The organism is Bacillus sp. Pc3 (assembly GCF_000815145.1).
Taxonomy (GTDB): domain Bacteria; phylum Bacillota; class Bacilli; order Bacillales; family Bacillaceae; genus Bacillus; species Bacillus velezensis.
The window spans coordinates 3,106,448-3,122,515 of the sequence record NZ_CP010406.1; the positions used below are offsets into that span (position 1 = coordinate 3,106,448).

The window sequence follows — 16,068 nt, forward strand, 5'->3', positions numbered from 1 at the left end:
TGGAGGCTATACTATGTGTGGATTTGTCGGTGTTTTTAATAAGCATCCATTAACTCAAACCGCAGATCAAGAAGAGCTAATCAAACAAATGAACCAAATGATCGTTCACCGCGGTCCTGACAGCGATGGGTATTATCATGACGAGCACGTCGGATTCGGCTTCAGACGGCTCAGTATTATTGACGTAGAAAACGGCGGACAGCCTTTATCATATGAAGACGAAAAATATTGGATCATTTTTAACGGCGAAATCTATAACTACATTGAATTGAGAGAAGAGCTTGAAGCGAAAGGCTACACTTTCAATACAGATTCCGATACCGAAGTGCTCCTTGCGACATACCGTCATTATAAAGAAGAAGCTGCTTCAAAGCTTCGCGGAATGTTTGCGTTTTTAATCTGGAACAAAGCTGACCGCGTCATGTACGGCGCGAGAGACCCGTTCGGCATTAAACCGCTGTATTACACAACCATCGGGGACAAAGTATATTTTGCATCTGAAAGAAAAAGTTTAATGGCCGCTCAAAACGGCATTGATCTTGATACAGCTTCTTTACAGCAATATATGTCTTTCCAATTCGTTCCTGAACCGAGCACGCTTGACGCTGAAGTGAAAAAAGTCGAGCCGGGCAGCCAGTTTACGATCCGTCCGGAAGGCGACATCGCGTTTAAAACATATTTCAAAGCGAACTTCAAGCCTGTTCAGTCTGATGAAGATAAATTGGTGAAAGAAGTCAGAGACGCAATCTTTGACTCTGTCAAAGTCCACATGAGAAGTGACGTGCCTGTCGGTTCGTTTCTATCCGGCGGTATTGACTCTTCTTTTATCGTCTCAGTTGCGAAAGAATTTCACCCGAGCCTTAAAACATTTTCCGTCGGTTTTGAGCAGCAGGGCTTCAGTGAGGTTGACGTAGCGAAGGAAACGGCTGCCGCGCTCGGAATTGAAAACATCAGCAAAGTCATTTCTCCTGAGGAGTATATGAACGAGCTTCCGAAAATCGTCTGGCACTTTGATGACCCGCTTGCAGATCCGGCGGCGATTCCTTTGTACTTTGTCGCGAAAGAAGCGAAAAAACATGTAACGGTCGCGTTATCCGGGGAAGGCGCGGACGAGCTGTTCGGCGGATACAATATTTACCGCGAACCGCTTTCGCTTAAACCGTTTGAACGCATTCCGTCCGGTCTGAAAAAAATGCTTCTTCATGTGGCGTCCGTCATGCCTGAAGGAATGAGAGGGAAAAGCCTCTTAGTCCGCGGCTGCACACCGCTTGAGGAGCGTTATATCGGTAATGCGAAGATTTTTGAAGAGCCCGTGAAAAAACAGCTGCTCAAACATTACAATCCAGAGCTTTCATACCGTGATGTCACGAAGCCGTACTTTACGGAAAGCCGTTCATACAGCGACATTAATAAAATGCAGTATGTTGACATCCATACGTGGATGCGCGGCGACATCCTGTTAAAGGCTGACAAAATGACGATGGCCAACTCATTGGAACTGCGCGTGCCGTTCCTTGATAAAGTCGTGTTTGACGTGGCTTCTAAAATTCCGGATGAACTGAAAACGAAAAACGGCACGACGAAATACCTTCTGCGCAAAGCTGCTGAAGGGGTAGTGCCTGATCATGTGCTTAACCGCAAAAAACTCGGCTTCCCTGTGCCGATCCGCCACTGGCTGAAAAATGAAATGAACGAATGGGTTCGCAACATCATTCGTGAAAGTGAAACAGATGCTTATATTGAAAAGGATTATGTCCTTCAGCTTCTGGAAGATCATTGTGCCGACAGAGCGGACAACAGCCGCAAAATCTGGACCGTGCTGATCTTCATGATCTGGCACAGCATCAATGTTGAAAAAAGACTGGTGCCGGAAGAGCTGAATCATCAGCCGAAAGAAGTCATTTTCGTTTAATCCAAAAGGCTTTCGATGTTATCGAAAGCCTTTTTTCTATTGTTTTTTTGTAAACCGTCTATTCCGCTCTGTTTTCGACAAAGTATTACGCAATATTCAGAAAAAGGTTATAATAGGACTAATCGGGTAGATTCCGGAAAGTGTTTTCTGGCTATTTCGTCTCGGTTTGTGTTTCTTTGTCAAAATCAGGGGGAGGGAGAGTTATGCAAAACAAAGAAAAAACGCTTCACCGCGGCTTGGAAGAGCGGCATATCTCGCTTATGTCGTTGGGCGCCGCGATAGGAGTCGGGCTGTTTCTCGGGTCGGCTTCTGCCATAAAGCTTGCCGGGCCGGGGATTTTAGCCGCTTACGCCTGCAGCGGGCTGATTATGTTTTTTATTATGCGGGCATTAGGGGAAATGGCGATTCAAAAGCCTGTAGCCGGCTCATTCAGCCGGTATGCCAGAGATTATCTCGGTCCGCTTGCCGGGTTTTTAACAGGCTGGAATTATTGGTTTTTATGGGTTGTTACCTGCATGGCGGAAATCACCGCGGTCGGCATTTATATGGGCTACTGGTTCCCTGACGTGCCGTCATGGATATGGGCGCTTTGTGCACTCGTCATTATGACGGCTGTCAACTTTCTGGCGGTCAAAGCGTACGGTGAGCTTGAATTCTGGTTTGCGCTCATTAAAGTCTTGGCGATTCTGTCAATGATCGCGATCGGTCTGGTGATGATCGTATTCGGTCTCGGAAACGGAGGCGTTGCGCTCGGAATCAGCAATTTATGGAGCCACGGCGGCTTTTTCCCGAATGGGATTAAAGGGGTGCTGCTGTCGCTTCAAATGGTCATGTTTGCCTATCTCGGGATTGAGCTGATCGGTGTCACAGCCGGTGAGGTCAAAAATCCGGAAAAATCACTGGCGCGGGCCATAGATACTGTTTTTTGGCGCATTCTCATTTTTTACGTCGGAGCTTTGTTTGTCATTATGTCAATTTATCCGTGGCAGGAAATCGGTTCAGGCGGAAGCCCGTTTGTTTTGACATTTGAAAAAATCGGAATACCCGCTGCAGCCGGAATCATTAATTTTGTCGTATTGACGGCGGCTCTTTCTTCCTGCAACAGCGGGATCTTCAGCACGGGGCGCATGCTGTTCAATCTGGCGGAGCAAAATGAAGCGCCTAAAGCATACGGTACGGTCACAAAAGGCGGTGTGCCGGGAAAAGCGGTATTGGTTTCAGCGGGCGCGTTATGCATCGGCGTTTTGCTGAACTACGTGGTGCCGGCGAAAGTGTTTACGTGGGTGACGAGCATTGCGACGTTCGGGGCGATTTGGACATGGTCGATTATTTTGCTTTCCCAAATGAAATACCGGAAAAGCTTACAGCCGGAACAACGGAAAAAACTCAAATATAAAATGCCTTTATACCCCTTTTCCTCATATATCTCGCTGGCATTTCTCGCTTTTGTCGTTGTGCTGATGGCTTTTGATGCAGAGACCCGGGTGGCCGTCATCATCGGGCCTGTCTGGTTCGGCATATTATTAGCCGCCTATTACGGGAAAGGTTTCCATAAAAGAAAAGACATAGGTCTGGAAAACGGACAGACATTCGCCGAAAAAGCGTAAAAAAAGAGCCCGGGACATGGGCTCTTTTTTTCATAGGATCGGGCCGGCGGGGAAAGAATAAAACAAATTCCTGAACATTTTGCTTCTGTTTCCTGACAATCGGGAGAATGCAAATGGTTTTTACTTAAATAATATTTTGAAAAATGGTACAGTAGTAAAACAAAGCTGATCTATTTTTATTTCTCTTGCAGTGTTTTATAGTATCGGCCTTTTTCAACATATTCCGTTCTGATTCTTTCCATGTCCCGTATGTCTTCTTCTGTCAGCCGGCGGATAACCTTTGCGGGCCGGCCGAACGCAAGACAGCCGGGAGGAATGGTTTTGCCCGGAGGAACGAGACTTCCGGCGCCGATAAACGCGCCTTCTCCGATTTCCGCCCCGTCAAGAATGACGGAGCCCATACCGATTAAAGCATTCTTTTTGATGATTGCGCTGTGCAGTGTAACCTGATGGCCGATCGTGACGTCATCTTCAATAAGAAGCGGGCGGTTCGGACTTTGATGCAGACAGCTCAAGTCTTGTATGCTGACTCTTTTTCCGATTCTTGTCGGCGCAACATCCCCCCGGATGACGGCTGAGAACCAAATGCTTGATTGTTCTCCGATCACGACGTCGCCCGTAATGACGGCGTTATCCGCAATGAACGCTTCAGGATGTATGTCAGGCGTAAATTGTTTATAAGGGTAGATTATCATGTCTCATCCTTCTTTCTCTAAATTTATGTAAGAGGTGAACTGCATGTGGACTTGGAAAGCAGACAGGCCCGTTGGTACCATTGTCATTATCCACGGGGCAAGCGAATACCACGGACGTTATAAATGGCTCGTTGAAATGTGGAGATCTTCCGGATATAACGTGGTGATGGGTGATTTGCCCGGTCAGGGAACGTCGACCCGCGCCAGAGGGCATATTCGCTCTTTCCAAGAATACATTGATGAAGTAGATATATGGATTGATAAAGCGAGAACGCTTGAAGCGCCCGTTTTCCTTTTGGGCCACAGCATGGGCGGACTGATTGCGATAGAATGGTTTAAGCAGCAGAGAAATCCCCGCATTACGGCACTCATTTTATCATCACCTTGTCTGGGTCTGCAAATAAAAGTCAATAAAGTCCTTGATTTTGCGTCTAAAGGACTGAACGTCCTCGCTCCGTCCCTCAGAGTGGATTCCGGCTTATCACCTGATATGGCAACGAGGAATGCGGATATGATTGAAGCGGATCAAAACGATTCTTTATATGTCACGAAGGTATCCGTAAGATGGTACAGAGAGCTTTTAAAAACCATTGATGCCGCTATGGTGCCGACTGATGCGTTTTTAAAGGTGCCGCTTTTGCTTATGCAGGGCGGAGATGACAAAATCGTCGATAAAATGAAGGTCCGCAAATGGTTTTCCGGTGTGGCTTCCCATAATAAATCGTACCGGGAATGGGAAGGGCTTTATCATGAAATTTTTAATGAACCGGAAAGAGAAACTGTGTTTAAGGCGGCAAAAGCCTTTACAGATCAGTATATTTGAATTCGCTGGGGGTGCATATGTTGACAGTACCGGAACATCCTTTTAACCTTATGGCAAAAGTGTATCGGGAAATTTTTCCGCTCGTTCATCAGGAATTGAACATGTGGCGGGAAAAATCAGATTCCATTAAAAATACCGAACTGCGGCAGCAGGCGGCCGCAAGTATCCGCGATAAATCGTTTCATTGTGAAGGCGGCGGCATTTTAGCCCTGCTTTCGGGAGAGCAGAAACAGAAATGCGTGCAATTTATCATCGCGTATCAGACAATCAGTGATTATCTGGACAATCTGTGCGACCGCAGCACCTCGCTTGATCCCGAGGACTTCCGCATGCTTCATCTCTCCATGCGTGACGCGCTGACGGTCGGTGCCGAGGTGCGGCCGTACTATCAGTACAGAGACGAGCGGGATGACGGCGGTTATCTTCATGAGCTGGTCAGAACATGCCAGCGGGTGCTCGGGTCAATAGAACATTACGGTATCATTAAACCTTATTTGCTTGAGCTGTGTGATTATTATTGCGACCTTCAGGTTCATAAGCATGTCGTTGAGCATGAACGCGTTCCGAGGCTTAAAGCCTGGTTTGAGCAGTACCGGTCACAGCTTCCGGAAATGGAGTGGTTTGAGTTCTCGGCCTGCGCCGGATCGACGTTAGGCATTTTCTGTCTCGTTGCTTACTCATTCCAGCCTGATTTTAACGAACATACCGCTGAGAAAATCCGCAGCAGTTATTTTCCGTACATACAAGGGCTCCACATACTGCTCGATTATTTAATTGACCAGGAAGAGGATCTGCTTGAAGGCGATCTGAATTTCTGTACGTATTATCAGTCTCATGAAGAAATGATGCAGAGACTGCAGCATTTTATTGAAAAAGCGGATGAACATTTGCAAGGCATTCCGCATGAAAATTTTCACCGGCTGATCAACAGGGGGCTGCTCGGCGTCTATTTATCCGATGACAAAGTCGCCGGCCAAAAAGAAATGGGTCGCCTCGCGCGAAAGCTGATCAGGGCAAGCGGGAAAACGTCATTTTTCTTTTATATCAACGGAAGAGCCTACCGCAAATTTCAGAAGATGGCTTGGACGAAAAGTTCGTAATGGGTGAACTGCGCCTTTCGTGTAAATCACGACGGCGCAGTTTTTTATTTATGACGTGAAGTATGAAATGAAACATTGTTTGCGCCTGCAGAATATGATACTTTAATTTTATGAAAAAATTAAAGTATTTAGCGGTCATAGCATTACTTTCCATTTCCGGAGGCTGCTCCGTCATCCACGCTTCCGCCGGCTATCATCCTGTCTTGATAGCGCACAGGGGCTCTTCTGCGATTGAGCCGGAACATACAGCTTTGTCTTATGCGCGTGCCATTAAAGACAAAGCAGATTATATTGAGATAGACTTACGGGAGACAAAGGACAGCCATCTGATTGCAATTCACGATAAAACGGTAGATCGGACAACAGATGGTAAAGGGATGACAGATGATCTGTCTTTGGCTCAGATTAAGAAACTGAATGCGGGAAAAGGAGAAAAGATTTTAACATTAGAAGAAATCATACAGAAATTCGGACAAACTGCCAATTACTATATTGAGACAAGAGAAAGCAACGGCAGCCTGGTGATGGAAAAGAAACTGATTGACATATTACAAAAACATAAGCTGATTTCCAGCCATAAAGCAGTCATTGAGTCTTTTAGCGGGAAGAGCTTAAAGAAAGTTCGATCTATGGATAAAAAAGTTCCTCTTGTTCGATTATTAAAAGATAACGAGGCTGAGGAGATAAATGATAAGCAGCTCCAAACCATCAGAACGTATGCTGATACAGTCGGGCTCAACGCCAAATTGGCAAATGAAGCAGTCGTGAAGCGTATTCATCACAATAAGATGAAAGTGCACGTGTTTTTTGATAAGGAAGACGAGCATACGCTGACGCCTATTATGCTGAAACAAAAAGCAGATGGTGTCTTTACAAACAATCCCGCTTATACACGCGGCGTGCTGCAAAACAGTAAATAAAAAGAGACATGCGCATTTACGCTGTCTCTTTTTTTAACGGTTTCTTTTTTGCCGCAAGGTGCATTACGAATTTGCCGATCAGCCCGATGACAAAAAATGCAGCAAACCACCAGTAATAGGTTTTTGCGAACTCAAATCCTAAATGTCTTGATAATATGATGACGAACATCACATAGGGAACACTTGAAAATATGATGCGAAGAATATTCAAACTGCCGCTCCTCCCAGATGTTACACTTAAAAGATGAACTTTTTTCCATTACTTCATAGTAATTGATTTTTCAGAAATAGTAAACACAAAAAGAATCGGCCCGCTTATGACAGGCCGATTCTTTATTTGCCGGCAGATTTCTTTTCAATCGCTATAATAAACGGCGGGTCGTTTCGCTGGTTGAGAAAGCCGTAGCTCAGCACGCGCGCTTTTTCCTGATCAAGATTGCTGCAGTAGTCCAGTAATGCACTTTTTTCCGTCTTGCCTTCAGGATGCCCGTGGTACACAACGAGAACGATCAGCCCGTTCTCCTTCAGCAGTTCAAGGAGCTGTTCGATCGCGGAAATGGTTGAGTGGCCGTTTGTCGTAATGCTTTTATCGCCGCCGGGCAGATAGCCGAGATTAAACACGGCGCAAGCCACACGACCGTGCGCATCCTCAGGCAGCGATGCCTTTATTTGATCATGGCTCTTATGGTGAAGCGTGACGCGCGGACTGAAGTCGGCACCGAGCCGCTCCTTCGTTTTAGCGAGTGCGTCCGCTTGAATATCAAAGGCATGGACATGTCCTGTCTCACCGACAAGGCCGGCCAGGAAATATGTATCATGTCCGTTGCCCATCGTCGCGTCAACCGTGATATCACCTTCCTGTGCGGCGGACTTCAGCAATTCTTTACTGAAAGGGAGGATGTGCATCAAGGTCATAGGGCGGTCTCCTCCCCGATTTTTCTGAAGAGCTTTCCTTGATAGCTTCCCCGTGTTTCCAGCTCTTTTTGAATGGCGCCCAGTACTTCCCACTTATTGACGCTCCACATCGGTCCGACCATTAATTCGATCGGCCCGTCTCCCGTAATGCGGTGAACGATCATTTCCGGGGGAATGATTTCGAGCTGATCACATACAAGACTTACATATTCTTCTTGAGAAAGGAACTCCAGCTTTCCTTTTTCATATTGCTTCACCATCGGTGTGCCTTTTAATAAGTGAAGCAGGTGAATTTTAATGCCTTGGACATCCAAATCAGCGACGGCTTTGGCCGTCTCCATCATCATGTCCCTGTTTTCAAGCGGAAGCCCGTTAATGATATGGGAACAAACGCGGATGCCGTGTTTTCTCAGTTTATTGACACCCTCAACATAGCAGTCAAAATCATGGGCGCGGTTGATCAGAAGGGCAGTCCGCTCATGCACGGTCTGCAGCCCGAGTTCAACCCACAAATAGGTCCGCTCATTCAGTTCGGCCAAATATTCCACGACATCGTCCGGTAGGCAGTCCGGACGGGTCGCGATCGACATGCCGACAACGCCGTCAAGCTTGAGGACGGATTCGAATTTTTCACGCAGCTCCTCTACCGGGGCATGCGTATTCGTGAACGCTTGGAAATATGCGATATATTTGCCGTCTTTCCACTTTTCGTGCATGCGGTTTTTGATATCGTGAAATTGCGTGAGTAAGTCATCGGCCCGATTGCCGGCAAAATCGCCGGAGCCCGCCGCGCTGCAGAATGTACAGCCTCCGTGTGCAACCGTGCCGTCCCGATTCGGGCAGTCAAAACCGCCGTCAAGCGCGACTTTAAACACTTTATGCCCGAAATGCTCCCGCAGATGATAATTTAATGTATGGTACCGTTTTTCCGTATTTGAATAAGGAAAAGGGTTATTCTCGTTCAATGTTCAAAAAGCCTCCCTCACATCAGATGCATCCTAAAATTGTAGCATGAATGATGGGGGTTCACAATCTGAAAACAGGATGCGGCTTTCTTTTGTTTATTATGACTGCGGGCAGGATTCTCATTCCTTTAGCTTAAACTCGGAAAATTTGGTTCTCTTTCCTGCAACCTTCGGGTGTTATTATTTTTGGTCCGCTCAAACTAAGTTTGATTTCCCATTCACTGAGGAGGGGTTTCGTTGGCAACAAGACAATCAGTAGATGAACATCTCCAAAGAAGCGAACAGGCGTATGAATTTGCGAATGAGCAATTTATGACCGCTTCGAAACAAGAGCATTATAATGATAATGAGTACAGTGAAGCGCAAATGATGCTTGAAAACGCGGTGAATGAATTAAACAAGCTGTCATTATCTGCGAATGATCAGCAAAGAGAGCAGCTTTACCGAATGAGATTGCAGCTGCAGACCTTGCAAAACAATATGATTTTGCAGCGTAATTTTGATTACTGACCGCGCCGTTTCAAATGGTTCAGCAAACCTGCCGGAATCCCGGCGGGTTTTTTTGTATTTTTTTAAAAAAAGAATTGACAATAGGGCGGAGTGTGTTTATTGTATTACGTGTACTACTTGATGTAATACACATAAAACACTCAAAAAATGAAATCGACATATAAATGTTAAGCATAGGGAAGGGGAACTTTCATGAAAAACAAAAGATCCGTAAAACAAGATGTGCCTCTTATTATCGCCGCCTCGGTTTTGGCAAGCAGTCTGTTTGTCGTTCTTGTCGTCATCGGTTTTCAATGGCAGAACATTTAAAGAAAGAGAGCAGCTCGTAAAAGAAAGAAGGGAAGTAAATGATTCAAATCGATCCGAGAAGCTCAACTCCGATTTATGAGCAGATCATACAGCAACTGAAAGAGCTTTGTTTAAAAGGGATCATGAAGCCGGGGGATAAACTTCCTTCTGTCAGGGAATTGGCAACGATCATTATCGCCAATCCGAACACAGTCAGCAAAGCGTACAAGGAGCTCGAACGCGATGGTGTCATTGAAACGCTGAGGGGAAGAGGAACGTATATATCGGAGAATGCAAAAACGACATTGGTTGAAGGGAAGATGACGATGATAAAAGAGCAATTGAAACAGCTCATCATCGATGCCCATTACGCGGGAGTTGAGCTGGAGAAGCTGCAGGAATGGATAAAGGAAATCAGCGCTGATGTGAAAGGAGGCAAGGATCATGATTGAATTGCGGAATCTCTCAAAAACGATAGACGGTAAAGAAGTGCTCAAGGATATTTCGCTCACTATCGGAAAAGGTGAAATTTTCGGGCTGCTCGGGCGAAACGGATCAGGGAAAACAACACTGCTCCGGCTTATTCAGCAGATTCTGCTGCCGGATCAAGGGACGGTTTTATTTAATCAGGTGGAAATAAAGCGGCATCCGAAAGTCAAACAGAACATCATTTATATGCCTGTTGAAAATCCTTTTTATGACAAGTATACATATAAACAGCTTGTTGCGATTGTAAGCAGAATCTATCCGAATTTTGATGTGACTTACGCCAATGAGCTGATGAACAGGTACGGCATTCCGGAAACGAAGAAATACCGTGAATTATCGACAGGCCTGAAAAAACAGCTTGCGCTCGTGCTTGCCTTTGCTTCACGCCCGGCTCTTATCCTTTTGGATGAACCGACGGACGGAATTGACGCCGTAACGCGTCATGACGTGCTGCAGCTTATGGTGGATGAAGTGGCTGAACGGGAAACGAGTATTCTGATTACCTCACACCGTTTAGAAGATATTGAGCGAATGTGCAACCGGATCGGATTTTTGGAAGGAAATCAGCTGACGAATGTGATGGACTTGGATGATATGAAGGAAGAGTACATGAAAATCCAAATGGCATTTGAAGAGGACGTCGCCTTGAAGATCAGAGAACAAAACATACCGATTCTCGACCATGCCGGTGTGTTTTATACGGTACTGATTCAAAAGAACGATGAGAAGAAAAAGAACTTTCTGAAAGAGCTGCGGCCGAAAGTATGGAATGAACTTCCTGTGAACTTAGAAGAGGTCTTCATCGCGAAGTTTGGAGGGAACCGGAGATGGTAGACAGGGGATTGCTGTACAGGGAATGGGTGCAGAATCGAACTGTTCTTGTGATGGTCGGCATTTTTTTAGCGGCGGTCAATCCATTTGAAGTGTTAAATACCTATCTGGTTTATCAAGGCTGTCTGGACACCCACGGAGCATATTGTAAGTTTTATGTGAATTCTTTGGATAGCGGAATGCTGAACTTAAACTGGGCGCCCGCTGTCATTTTGGCGGTTTGCTTATTCGGACTGGAACGTACGAAAGGAACGATTGATGCGCTTTTCAGTCTGCCTTATTCCCGCGCTCAGGTGTTTCACACTAAATTTTGGCTCGGAGCGGCGGTCATTGCCGGCGCTCAGGTGATCGGCTACGGGCTGGCTGAGCTGCTCATTCTTCTGTTAAAGCCTGAGCGTGTATATTTCTTTCACCATTACAGCGTCGGAGAGATTATTGTGAGTGTTTTGGCTTTTACATTGGTTGCGAGCGCGGGTTGCTTAACGGGGAATACGTTCGCCCAGCTGTTAACGGCGTTTACTGTGTCGATATCACCATACTTGATCATTACGTTGCCGTTGTCCAATGTAGAAGTCATCTTCGGAGCCGGCATGTATGAGCTGATGCCGTCAGTCGATGCTTATATCAAAGTATACAATCTTTTTCAATACTTGAATCCGATCATGTACATTGATACAGATTGGGTATCTGCCAGCAAGTATATATTACTCATCCCGGCAGTGATGAGCATTGTATTTTATGCCATCGGGTACTTTTGCTATGTCAGGCAGCCGGTGGAACGGAACGGCCGTTTTTTCCTTTGGAGACAGCTTGACCGGCCCATTCAGATTGTGGTGATCATAATCGCTGTTCTCGGTTTTGGCCTGGCGGGGTACTCGACGGGACATACGATGACAGGATATGTGGCCGGAATGATTGTCGGGGGAGCGGTCGGATTTTTGGTCAGTTATTTTGTGATTTATAAAAAAACAAAGCATGTGTAAGAGAGGAGGACCGGAATGATACCGCGGGGACTGTTGTACACAGAATGGAAAAAAAATCAGTGGTTGTTTTTATGCAGCGGCATTCTTTTAATGGCGGCAAACCCTTTTATGGTTTATAACAACTACTCAACATATCAAGAATGTTTGAATAACCCAGCTCTTCAAGATTGTGAATTCGTTGTCAATTATACGAATGGGTCGCCTCTTTCCTTCAGCTGGATTGTGAGTGTCATCATTGCCGTCTTCTTATTAGGCTTGGAACGGACAAAGGGAACGATGGATGCTTTGTTAAGCATGCCTTACAGCAGAGGCCAAATCTTTCAGACGAAATTCTGGCTTGGCGCAGCAGTCATTGTTGTTCCTCAGGCGATAGGCTATGGAGCGGCGTCATTGCTGATATCTTTGCTGAAACCGAGCCATACGTACGATTTTGATCATTTTTCAATCGGAATGATTGTCATCAGTTTTATGGCTTACGCCTTGTTAATGGCATCCGGCGCATTAACGGGACAGATATTCGCCCAGCTGTTAACGGCGTTTACCGTCACGGTTCTGCCCTTTTTACTCATCGGTCTGCCGGCCGCGAATTTGGAGGTCGTTTTCGATATTAGTGTGGGAAGTCAATTTTCTTTTATCAGCAGTTATATCGAATCCCGTCTTTTTATATTTGTAACCCCTATTGGATATGTGTTTAACGACTGGATCAGAGAAAGGGATTTGGTTTTAATCATTCCGATTGTGATGAGCCTTGTCTTTTATCTGATCGGTTACGTCAGCTTTCTGAAACATCCGAATGAACGGAACGGCAGATTCTTTCTTTGGAGTAAGTTGGACCGGCCGGCGCAGATCTTGGTGATTGCCTTTGCCGTTATGGGTTTCGGCGTTTTCGGATACGGGGTCACAGACACGATGTTCGGCTATTTAGCCGGCATTATCTTCGGCGCGGTTATCGGGTTTTTCATCAGTTATTTTACGGTTTACAGGAAGTCAAAGCATATGTAGATCTGTTTGAAAATGAGCAGTTTGGAGGAAGGCAAGGTGCCGATTAGCGGTTTGCTTTATAAAGAATGGAAGCAGCGGCAGACACTGCTGCTTCTCACAGCGGGGTTCTTAGTTATTTTAGGCCCTTTGGCAATTATAAATGAGTATTTTCACTATAAGGATTGTTTGAGTGTGCTTCATCAATATTCAGGTTCAGTTTGTACGTTCAGCATTGATTACAGCAATCGGAATTTGATTGGGCTTCATTTCATTCCTCCGGTTATGATGGGGCTTTTTCTGATAAGAGGAGGCCGGGCTGAAAGGATGTTTACACTGAGCCTTCCGTATTCGAGAAGCCGGATATTTCATACGAAGTTTTTCTTGGGAGCAGCTGTGTTAGCCGGCTCGCAATTTGTTTCTTACGGAGTATCTGACATATTGTTTCTAGCGCTTAAACCTGACGCTGTCCATCATTTTCAATCATTCAGCGCAGGGATGCTGGTCATCAGCTTGATGATTTATGCATTAGTGACAGCTGCCGGCACGATAACGGGCAATTTAGCGGCGCAGCTGATCACAGCGTTCACGGTTTCCGTCTTTCCGATCGTGGTTATGACGATTTACCTGTTAAACGCCGAGTTCCTTTTTGGCAGGCAGGCTGTGCCGGATATTGATTTCCCTTGGAGCGGATTTCTGATCTATTTCATGCCTGCCGCTTACATCCATACATCATGGATGTATTACATGAAACACGCATTGTTAATCTCCGCATTAATGGGATGTTGTTTCTATCTATTCGGCTATGTGAATTTCCTTAAAATGCCGAGTGAACGAAGCGGACATTTTATCCTGAGCAAACACATTGAACGCATCATTCAAGTGCTCGTCATGTCGCTCAGTATGCTGGGAAGTGCGGGGGTGTGCGGATATGCTTATAACGGTTCGTATACCGGTTACATATTCGGCATGCTTATCGGCGCGGTTATCGGGTTTTTCATCAGTTATTACTTCATCTATAAAAAAACGAAACAGATATAAGGGGGAGTGGTGTACGTGATAGAAGTACAGCATATTGATCATTCATTTAAAATCGGCAGGAAAGGCAGAGAGAGTGAGGTTCCGGTGCTGAAGGATGTCTCTTTGACCGTTGAAAAAGGGGAAATTGCCTGTATCGTCGGGCGGAGCGGTTCCGGAAAATCAACGCTTCTGAATTTAATATCCGGATACATAGCGCCGACGAAGGGCCGTATCGTCATTAACGGCACTGATGTGACGGGCTTCAGTGAAAAAGAGTGGGCGCAGTTCCGCCTCGGGCATTTCGGCTTTATTTTTCAAAGCTTTCAGCTCATTCCGAGTCTGACAACCTATGAAAATGTTGAAATGCCGCTTGCCTTAAAAGGCGTCAAACCGTCTGAACGCAAGCAGAAAGTCGCGGACATGCTGAAACGGGTCGGACTTGAGAATCATGCGAATCATTATCCGAATGAGCTGTCAGGCGGCCAGCAGCAGCGTGTCAGTATCGCAAGAGCCCTGATTTTAAATCCGTCGATTATTTTAGCTGATGAGCCGACGGGAAGCCTTGATTCAGAAACGGAACTTGAGGTGCTTGCATTAATTCAGCAGCTGAACCGGGAGCGCGGGATTACATTTGTCATCATTACGCATGACGATGAAGTCGCTTCGATCGCGCATTCAAAATTCCAGCTGCATGACGGTGTATTAAAAGGGGGCGTTACTGTTGAGATTTAAGGATCAGATTCACTTTATCAGAAGAAATATGAAGAAAAACCGGCTGCGTGTTTTCATGACGGTGCTGGCGACGACAATGGCGTGCGCGTTTTTAGTGGTGCTGGCTTCCGTCGGATTCGGCATCCAAAAAACGATTACAGACATTACCATGAGCCAGCAGATTGTTACGGAAATCAATGTGCTCGGCCAAGAGAACGGAAAAGCCGTGAAGAAATCAGACTTGGAAAAGTATAAAAATGTCAAGTCTGTCGTTGAAAGAACACAAGTGTATGAACCGAACAAAGCGTCATTGGGAAACCGAACAAATGAAGATTCAGCCATTGTGCTGACAAACATGAACGATGAAGTCAAAGCCAATATGGAGCTTGATCAGGGAAGAGTCGCCCGCACAGAGAATGAAATCGTGGTCGGCTATGATTTTGCGAAGAACCTATTGACGAAAAAAGAGGCTGACGCTTACGACAAAGAGTTAAAGGATCACCAAGGCGACATGTCGGAGGTGAAAAAACCAAAAGGCTATACGAAAGACCTGCTTAATAAAACGATACAGCTGAGCATCTCCAAAACTAACAAAGACGGAGACGTTGAGAAAACGAAAACGTACGACTTTAAAGTAGTCGGAATTACAAAAAAACCGTCCCAAGATTGGATGGAGGATACAAATATTTTTGTGAGTGATCAATTCAAGAAGGACTTCTCAACATTCTTGGATCTGAAGAATGGAAATGCGGAAAAAAGCATCAATGTGTATGCAGACAAATTCGATCATGTCGATCAGCTTACCCATGACCTCACGGATGACGGCTTTTATGTCAGATCTGTCACAACCGAGCTGAAGGGCGTCAACACTTTTTTCCTCGTCTTTAAAATCGGCCTGATCTTTGTCGGCTTTATCGCCGTCGTGATTTCTGCCATCGGTATTTTCAATACGATGACGATGGCGGTGACGGAACGAACGCAGGAAATCGGGATTATGAAAGCGATCGGCGCAAGCCCGTCCATCATCCGCAGAATGTTCCTGATGGAAAGCGCCTATATCGGGATATTAGGTTCTGTCATCGGGATTATCATTTCTTACGGAGTGAGTTTTGCCGTCAATCTGGCTGTGCCGGTTATTTTGAAAGCGGTAGGGGGAAACACCGGAGCCGAAGATCTTCATTATACCTTCTCCTATATCCCGCTCAGCCTCGTTGTGATCGCAGTTGTCATTTGTGCGGGGGTCGCGGTGATTTCCGGTATGAATCCGGCCCGCAAAGCGACAAAAACCAACGTTCTGACTGCATTAAGAAGAGAACTGTAA

Annotated in this window: 17 protein-coding genes; 13 read left to right on the forward strand and 4 right to left on the reverse strand. The window is 45.8% G+C overall.

The genetic code is table 11. The features are described 5' to 3' along the window. The first annotated feature begins 13 nt into the window (after nt 1–13). Together asnB and alaP are read left to right on the forward strand one after the other, a co-directional pair. Nucleotides 14–1,912 carry an asparagine synthase (glutamine-hydrolyzing) gene (gene asnB, locus SB24_RS14955; protein WP_003152255.1) on the forward strand — a complete coding sequence of 633 codons (1,899 nt, stop codon included), beginning with the start codon at nt 14–16 and terminating at the stop codon, nt 1,910–1,912. 203 nt (nt 1,913–2,115) lie between these two features. Continuing rightward, the gene (gene alaP, locus SB24_RS14960; RefSeq protein ID WP_017418420.1) at nt 2,116–3,519 is read left to right on the forward strand and encodes an alanine permease AlaP; all 1,404 of its coding nucleotides are present in this window, start codon (nt 2,116–2,118) and stop codon (nt 3,517–3,519) included. 176 nt (nt 3,520–3,695) lie between these two features. Here the strand turns inward: alaP and SB24_RS14965 are convergent, their stop codons facing one another. Next, nucleotides 3,696–4,211, reverse strand: coding sequence for a gamma carbonic anhydrase (locus tag SB24_RS14965; protein WP_025285156.1), 516 nt, complete (start codon nt 4,209–4,211; stop codon nt 3,696–3,698). 46 nt (nt 4,212–4,257) lie between these two features. Here SB24_RS14965 and SB24_RS14970 point away from each other — a divergent pair, with 46 nt between their 5' ends. The 3 genes from SB24_RS14970 to SB24_RS14980 all read left to right on the forward strand — a co-directional run bounded on the left by SB24_RS14970 (nt 4,258) and on the right by SB24_RS14980 (nt 7,057). Beyond that, nucleotides 4,258–5,037 carry an alpha/beta hydrolase gene (locus tag SB24_RS14970; RefSeq protein ID WP_003152261.1) on the forward strand — a complete coding sequence of 260 codons (780 nt, stop codon included), beginning with the start codon at nt 4,258–4,260 and terminating at the stop codon, nt 5,035–5,037. 20 nt (nt 5,038–5,057) lie between these two features. Beyond that, nucleotides 5,058–6,137: a tetraprenyl-beta-curcumene synthase family protein gene (locus SB24_RS14975; RefSeq protein ID WP_031378716.1), complete on the forward strand. Its 1,080-nt coding sequence runs from the start codon at nt 5,058–5,060 to the stop codon at nt 6,135–6,137. Between the two features lie 110 nt (nt 6,138–6,247). Then, the gene (locus tag SB24_RS14980; protein WP_031378717.1) at nt 6,248–7,057 is read left to right on the forward strand and encodes a glycerophosphodiester phosphodiesterase family protein; all 810 of its coding nucleotides are present in this window, start codon (nt 6,248–6,250) and stop codon (nt 7,055–7,057) included. Nucleotides 7,058–7,073: 16 nt separating this feature from the next. Here the strand turns inward: SB24_RS14980 and SB24_RS14985 are convergent, their stop codons facing one another. From SB24_RS14985 to SB24_RS14995, 3 genes are all read right to left on the reverse strand, one after another. After that, nucleotides 7,074–7,268, reverse strand: a complete 195-nt coding sequence (locus tag SB24_RS14985) for a hypothetical protein (RefSeq protein WP_031378718.1) — start codon at nt 7,266–7,268, stop codon at nt 7,074–7,076. A gap of 122 nt (nt 7,269–7,390) precedes the next feature. Continuing rightward, on the reverse strand, nt 7,391–7,972 hold the full coding sequence (locus SB24_RS14990) for a tRNA 5-(aminomethyl)-2-thiouridylate-methyltransferase MnmM (RefSeq protein ID WP_031378719.1): 582 nt from the start codon (nt 7,970–7,972) through the stop codon (nt 7,391–7,393). Further along, nucleotides 7,969–8,937, reverse strand: a complete 969-nt coding sequence (locus SB24_RS14995; protein ID WP_007408822.1) for a tRNA modification radical SAM protein MnmL/YtqA — start codon at nt 8,935–8,937, stop codon at nt 7,969–7,971. Before SB24_RS14995 ends, SB24_RS14990 begins: the two co-directional genes overlap by 4 nt. A gap of 237 nt (nt 8,938–9,174) precedes the next feature. On the opposite strand from SB24_RS14995, the gene SB24_RS15000 reads away from it, so the two are divergent. The 8 genes from SB24_RS15000 to SB24_RS15035 all read left to right on the forward strand — a co-directional run bounded on the left by SB24_RS15000 (nt 9,175) and on the right by SB24_RS15035 (nt 16,068). Further along, complete coding sequence (locus tag SB24_RS15000) at nt 9,175–9,447, forward strand: YtzC family protein (protein WP_003152272.1); 273 nt, start codon at nt 9,175–9,177, stop codon at nt 9,445–9,447. A gap of 347 nt (nt 9,448–9,794) precedes the next feature. Next, the gene (gene ytrA, locus SB24_RS15005; protein ID WP_003152275.1) at nt 9,795–10,187 is read left to right on the forward strand and encodes a GntR family transcriptional regulator YtrA; all 393 of its coding nucleotides are present in this window, start codon (nt 9,795–9,797) and stop codon (nt 10,185–10,187) included. Further along, nucleotides 10,180–11,058, forward strand: a complete 879-nt coding sequence (locus SB24_RS15010; protein ID WP_031378720.1) for an ABC transporter ATP-binding protein — start codon at nt 10,180–10,182, stop codon at nt 11,056–11,058. Before ytrA ends, SB24_RS15010 begins: the two co-directional genes overlap by 8 nt. Beyond that, nucleotides 11,052–12,038 (forward strand): ABC transporter permease subunit, encoded by a 987-nt coding sequence (locus SB24_RS15015; RefSeq protein WP_031378721.1) that lies wholly within the window; start codon nt 11,052–11,054, stop codon nt 12,036–12,038. Before SB24_RS15010 ends, SB24_RS15015 begins: the two co-directional genes overlap by 7 nt. A gap of 15 nt (nt 12,039–12,053) precedes the next feature. Next, nucleotides 12,054–13,040: an ABC transporter permease gene (locus SB24_RS15020; RefSeq protein WP_039254158.1), complete on the forward strand. Its 987-nt coding sequence runs from the start codon at nt 12,054–12,056 to the stop codon at nt 13,038–13,040. Between the two features lie 36 nt (nt 13,041–13,076). Beyond that, entirely contained in the window at nt 13,077–14,057 is a 981-nt protein-coding gene (locus SB24_RS15025) for an ABC transporter permease ytrC (RefSeq protein ID WP_039254161.1), read from the forward strand. Between the two features lie 15 nt (nt 14,058–14,072). Then, nucleotides 14,073–14,768 carry an ABC transporter ATP-binding protein gene (locus SB24_RS15030; protein ID WP_007408816.1) on the forward strand — a complete coding sequence of 232 codons (696 nt, stop codon included), beginning with the start codon at nt 14,073–14,075 and terminating at the stop codon, nt 14,766–14,768. Next, nucleotides 14,758–16,068, forward strand: coding sequence for an ABC transporter permease (locus SB24_RS15035; RefSeq protein ID WP_012118242.1), 1,311 nt, complete (start codon nt 14,758–14,760; stop codon nt 16,066–16,068). Before SB24_RS15030 ends, SB24_RS15035 begins: the two co-directional genes overlap by 11 nt.